Source organism: Ideonella sp. P3_A4 (genome assembly GCF_056403075.1).
The window spans coordinates 1-5730 of record NZ_JBFUGE010000389.1; the positions used below are offsets into that span (position 1 = coordinate 1).

6 protein-coding genes are annotated in these 5730 nt (G+C 66.4%); 3 read left to right on the top strand and 3 right to left on the bottom strand.

Annotated features, from left to right (window positions below; all coding sequences use genetic code 11):
• Positions 1–183: 183 nt before the first annotated feature.
• On the bottom strand, positions 184–687 hold the full coding sequence (pal, locus tag AC1DYI_RS24860; protein ID WP_477206815.1) for a peptidoglycan-associated lipoprotein Pal: 504 nt from the start codon (positions 685–687) through the stop codon (positions 184–186).
• Between the two features lie 81 nt (positions 688–768).
• Positions 769–2028, bottom strand: coding sequence for a Tol-Pal system beta propeller repeat protein TolB (gene tolB, locus AC1DYI_RS24865; RefSeq protein ID WP_477206810.1), 1260 nt, complete (start codon positions 2026–2028; stop codon positions 769–771).
• Between the two features lie 158 nt (positions 2029–2186).
• Between tolB and AC1DYI_RS24870 the strand changes: the two genes are divergently transcribed.
• The 3 genes from AC1DYI_RS24870 (at position 2187) to AC1DYI_RS24880 (ending at position 4205) form a co-directional block, all read left to right on the top strand.
• Positions 2187–2786, top strand: coding sequence for a peroxidase-related enzyme (locus tag AC1DYI_RS24870; RefSeq protein WP_477206811.1), 600 nt, complete (start codon positions 2187–2189; stop codon positions 2784–2786).
• Positions 2786–3670, top strand: coding sequence for an aldo/keto reductase (locus tag AC1DYI_RS24875; protein WP_477206812.1), 885 nt, complete (start codon positions 2786–2788; stop codon positions 3668–3670). The genes AC1DYI_RS24870 and AC1DYI_RS24875 overlap by 1 nt, the downstream gene beginning before the upstream one ends.
• A gap of 118 nt (positions 3671–3788) precedes the next feature.
• Positions 3789–4205 (top strand): VOC family protein, encoded by a 417-nt coding sequence (locus tag AC1DYI_RS24880; RefSeq protein ID WP_477206813.1) that lies wholly within the window; start codon positions 3789–3791, stop codon positions 4203–4205.
• A 66-nt stretch (positions 4206–4271) separates the two neighbouring features.
• Here the strand turns inward: AC1DYI_RS24880 and AC1DYI_RS24885 are convergent, their stop codons facing one another.
• On the bottom strand, positions 4272–5684 hold the full coding sequence (locus AC1DYI_RS24885) for a diguanylate cyclase domain-containing protein (protein ID WP_477206814.1): 1413 nt from the start codon (positions 5682–5684) through the stop codon (positions 4272–4274).
• Positions 5685–5730: the final 46 nt, after the last annotated feature.

Genomic DNA, 5730 nt, shown 5'->3' on the forward strand with positions numbered 1-5730 from the left:
TGCTTCACCTGCGCCGCCAGTTCGCCGCGTTGCTGCTCGCCCTGGGTCACCTTGCTGCGCAGGTCGAGGATGGCTTTGCGCGCCTCGTCGTCGTCGAACATGCCCGCCTGAGCGGGCAGCCAAACGGCCATCAACGCGCCAAGCGCGACGGTACGCAACATGTGTCGGGCAAGCAGCATGGGGTCAGCGGTCCTTCAGCTCGGCGCGGCGGTTCTTGGCCCAGGCGGCCTCGTCGCTGCCTTGGGCGGCCGGGCGCTCTTCGCCATAGCTCACGGCTTCCAGCTGGCCTTCGGTCGCGCCGACCAGCAGCATCGATTTCTGCACCGCTTCCGCGCGCTTCTGGCCCAGGGCCAGGTTGTATTCGCGGCTGCCACGCTCGTCGGTGTGGCCTTCGACCTGCATCTTCTTGGCCTTGTTCGCACCGAGGTACTTGGCAAAGCCTTCGACGATCGGGCGGAACTCGTCCTTGACAACGAAGCTGTCGAAGTCGAAGTACACCGTGCGGCCCAGGCCTGCCGGCGGCACCGCGTTGGCGTTCAGGTCCACCGTCTTGACCGCGCTCTCGGCGGGCTTGGTGGTGTTGTTGTTCGCGCCCACTTCGGTCGGCGTACGGTTTTCGACCGGTGCGGGTTCATCCAGCTTCGTCGAGCTGCAGCCCGCCAGCCAGACCAGTGCCAATGCCGACATCGCGCCAGCCCCAACGTTCCACTTGACCTTCACGGCTCTCTCCTTCGTTGACGTGATTGTTTGCGATGCGCCTGGGCGCCCTTACCTGCCGTAAGGGCCCCAGACCGGCTCGCGGATATCGAGGCCGCTGGTCAACAGCCTCGTCTTGATCTTGCCATCCAGGGTGGTGGTCATCAACAGCTCTCGCCCTGAGGCGCGGGTCGCATAAATGATGAAGCGGCCATTGGGCGAGAAGCTCGGGCTCTCGTCGTCGTTGGTGTCGCTGACCGACTGGACCGTACCGCCAGCCAGGTCCATCGTCATGACCTTGAAGGCGCCGCTGCCCTGACGCTGCACGAAGGCCATTGTGCGGCCATCGGGGCTGATGGCAGGGCTGACGTTGTAGCTGCCCTGGAAGGTGACGCGCTCGGCGCCACCGCCGCCCACCGGCTGGCGGTAGATCTGCGGGCTGCCGCCGCGGTCGCTGACGAAGTAGATCGACTTGGCGTCGGGGCTGAACACCGGCTCAGTGTCGATCGCATGGCTTTGCGTGATGCGGCGCGGGTTCGTGCCGTCGCGGTTGATCAGGAACAGCTGCGAGCCACCGTCGCGTGACAACGTGACCGCCAGCTCGCGTCCGTCCGGCGACCAGGCCGGCGCGCTGTTCGAGCCCTTGAAGTTGGCGACCATGCGGCGCTGGCCCGTGGCCATGTCCTGCACCCAGACCACCGGCTTGCGCGTCTCGAACGACACATAGGCCAACTCGTGGCCATCGGGTGACCACGCGGGCGAGATGATCGGGTCGGGGCTGGTCAGCGGCACCTGGCCGCCTTCACCGTCGGCATCGGCCACGCGCAGCGTGTAGCGGCCACCGCCCTTGGTGACGAAGGCGATGCGGGTCGCGAACACGCCCTTCTCGCCGGTCAGTTTTTCGTAGATCGCGTCGGCGATGCGGTGGGCCGCCAGACGCAGGTCGGCCGCCGGCACAGCCAGGCTCTGGCCGCCTTGGTCGGCACCCTTGACGACATCCCACAGCTTGTAGCGCACGTCGAATCGGCCATCGACCAGCTTGCTGACCGAGCCGGCCACCAGCGCGTCGGTGTTGCGGCTGCGCAGGTCGGCAAAGCCGGGCGAACCGGTTTCGTCGATGTTCAACGGCGCGTCGACGAAGCGGAACGCGCCGCTGCGTTCCAGGTCGGCCTTGATGATGGCCGAGATCAGGTTCTCGCCGCCTTGCTCTTCACCGCGAAAACGCAGCAGCGTGATCGGCAGTTGCGTGGCGCCGATGCCGGAGATCTCCACCCGGAACTCGGCTTGCGCCGGCAGCGCGGCAGCGCCACCCAGGGCGCCGAGCGCGCCCATCCAATGTCGTCGGGACCACATAGGGGCTGATCGAGTCATGCTGTGGGCCGAAGGTTCCCCCCGGCGTCTGTTGTCAAGGTCTGGCGCGGCGCATTTTAGGGGCGCGTCCCCGGCGGCATACCATCACGCCCTCGGCCACGCCTGTTCCGTCTGTCGCCATGAGTAACCAGCCCCCGATCAGCCGCTTCCCCGTCCCGACCCTCGCCGAGCTGCCCGAAGACCTGCGCCAGCGCATCCTCGAGGTGCAGGAAAAGGCCGGCTTCGTGCCCAACGTCTTCCTCGCACTGGCCCATCGGCCGGCCGAGATGCGCGCCTTCCTGGCCTATCACGATGCCTTGCTGCTGAAGGAAGGCGGCGGGCTGTCGAAGGGCGAGCGCGAGATGATCGTCGTCGCCACCTCGGGCGCCAACCGCTGCCTGTACTGCGTCGTCGCGCATGGCGCGATCTTGCGGGTCTACGAAAAGAAGCCGCTGATCGCCGACCAGATCGCCGTGAACCACCGCAAGGCCGACATCACGCCGCGCCAGCGCGCGATGCTGGACTTCGCGATGAAGGTCTGCCTGCACGCCGACGAGATCGAAGAGGCCGACTACTCAGCGTTGCGCGGGCACGGCTTCACCGACGAAGACGCCTGGGACATCGGCGCGATCGCCGCGTTCTTCGGCCTGTCGAACCGCATGGCCAACCTGATCGGCCTGCGCCCCAATGACGAGTTCTACCTGATGGGCCGTGTTCCGCGCGAACCCCGGCAAAAGTGATGCCCGACACCTCTGCATTGAAGCTGTCCCCATTGGTCGCCGGCGCCTGGCGCCTGGCCGAATGGGATTTCAACGTTGGCCAACGCGTCAGCTGGATCGAAGGCAACATCGAGCGCGGCCTGACCAGCTTCGACCATGCCGACATCTACGGCGGCTACCAGGTCGAGGCGCTGTTCGGTGAAGCGTTGGCTCACTCGCCCGGGCTGCGCGATCGGATGCAGCTGGTCACCAAGTGCGGCATCAAGCTGACCGGCCCGGCGCGGCCGGCGCACGAGACCCATTGCTACGACACCTCCGCGGCGCACATCACCGCGTCGGTCGAGAACAGCCTGCGCGCACTGCACACCGACCGCATCGACCTGCTGCTGATCCACCGGCCCGATGCGCTGATGGATGCCGACGAAGTGGCCGCTACCTTCGAGCGCCTGCAGCGCGACGGCAAGGTGCTGCACTTCGGTGTCTCGAATTTCACCGTGCAGCAGTACGAGCTGCTGAACAGCCGCATCCGCCTCGAAACCAACCAGGTCGAGTGTTCACCGCTGCAGCTGGCACCGATCCATAACGGCACCTTCGACCAGGCGCAGCGCCTGCGCGCGCGGCCGATGATCTGGTCGCCGCTGGCCGGTGGTCAGCTCTTCAGCGCCGACACCGAGGCCGCGCACCGCGTGCGCTGGGTGATGGGCGAGATCGGCGCGCGCCTCGGTGTCTCGACCACCACGCTGGCAATCGCCTGGCTGCTGCGCCTGCCCTGCCAGCCGATCCCGGTGATCGGCTCACGCCGGCTCAGCGCCTCGGACGAAGCCGTTGCCGCGCTGAACGTGAAGCTGAGTGCGGACGACTGGTACCGCATCTGGAGCGCGTCGACCGGGCACGAGGTGCCCTGACTCGGTCCACGGCGGCCTGCGTTCGTCGCGCGTATTCGTAGTTCGCGCTGCCAAGGCTTGGCGTCCGGCGGCCTCACGCGTATGGTGAGTGGCTTCGTCCACCCATCAGGAGAGACCCATGAGCGTGAATGTCTACCTTTTCTTCGACGGCCGCGCCGAGCAGGCGATCGAGTTCTACAAGAAGACGCTGGGTGCCAGCGTCGACTTCATGATGCGCATGTCGGAAAGCCCCGAGCCGCCGCCGGCCGACTGCCCGCCAATGCCCGGCGACGCGATCATGCACGCGAGCTTTCGCATCGGCGACTCGATGTTGATGGCCTCGGACGCGCCGCCTTCGGGCGACAAGCCGTTCAAGGGCTTCTCGCTGTCCCTCAGCTACGCCACCGAAGCCGAAGCGCACAAGACCTTCGACGCGCTGGCACAAGGCGGCAAGGTCGAGATGCCGCTCGGCAAGACCTTCTGGTCACCCTGCTTCGGCATGCTGACCGACCAGTTCGGCGTGGGCTGGATGGTGGGCGTGGATCACAAGCAGTAGGCGCTGGCCCGTTCGGGCTGAGCCTGTCGAAGGCCTTCGACAAGCGCAGGGCGATCGGCGGGTAAGTCACCACATCGCCCGCACCCGCCCGATCGCCTCCTGCCGCGCGTCGTGCAACGCCCACGACGCGCGCAACATCGCGTCGTCGAAGTCCTCAGCGCTGCCAAACGAAGCCACCCCCACGCTCATTCGTACGCTCAGGTCTGCGGCCAGCGACGACCAATCGTGGTGTTCGATGATGTCGCTCAGGCGGGCCGCCGTCTTGATCGATTCGTCCATCGACGGACCGACCCCGACCGCCACGGCGAACTCGCCCTCTTCCCACGGTGTCAGCAAGTCCAACGGTCTCAGGTGCCTGCGAAGCAACTGACCTGTAGTTGAAAGCACCTGGAGCGCCACCGCGGGCGGGTGCCGCAAACGCAGCTTCAGGAAGCCGTCGATGCCGCCGATCATGACGATCAATGGCGTGTTCGCCGGCCGATCCGCCCGCCATTGCCCGATCTGTCTTCTGAATTCGTCACGTTGATGCAAGGCCACCGTGTCCGGATCGGCAGCCACGGCGCCGGCTGACTCATCAGCCAACCGATCGCCAGAAGGATCGATAGCACCGTCGCCACGGAGCAGGCGCATGAACTCAGGCTCCGAGCGCTCACGCTTGACTCTCAGGCGTTCGGCGAGAGCCTCCCAGTGAGAGCTGCCTTGGCCGGCGTGCAACGCTTCCCTGGCCGCCGCGTACTCGCGGTGAGCGTCCAGCGCATGCCGCCAATGCCCCTGGGCCTCCAGTAGCAGGCAGTTCTCCAGGTGCACTTCGGCGCGTAGCGCCGGGTCGCCTTGCTGCTCGGCCAATGCCTGTGCGGCCTTGATGTGAACGCTGGCAAGCCGGTATTGACCGGTCAGTCTCTCCAGCTGTGCCAGTCGCAATTCGATGTCGGCCAGACGGGGGCCGATCTCGGCAGCGATCGAGGCTGCGCGGCCCGCCCGCAGCACTTCACGCGCTTCATCCCAGCGTTGGACCGACATCAAGGTTCGGGCACATTCGACGGCCAACGCCAGAACCAACTGCTGGCGCCCCTGCGCGACGAGTGCATCGATATGGCGGCGCACTTCTTCATAGGCCGCTCGCATGTCCTCCCAACTGGCGTGCCGGGTTCTCAACAAGAGCTGACGCACGCTTAGCAGGTTGCTGACCGCCGTCGCGGCTGTGGCGGCATCGTCGATCAAGGGCGCCAGCGCGGCGCTTCGTTCGACGCAAGCGAGCATGTCGTCATGCAATTCAAGGGCGGCGTATGTCCCAGCGGCATTGCTCCAGAATCGGCAATGGGCCCGTGGGTCGTCGCCCAGCTTGGTAAGCAACCGCCAGCCTCGGTCCAAGGTGTCGAAAGCATCGGCTGCACGACCGAGCTTGGCCAGCGTCCGCGCATGCAATGGCAGAAGGTGCAGCAACCGCTCGTCGTCGCCAGCTCGCGCCAGCAGCTGCAAGCCCCGATGGCCTGCCGTGTAGGCCGCCCGGTCCAGGCCCATGAAC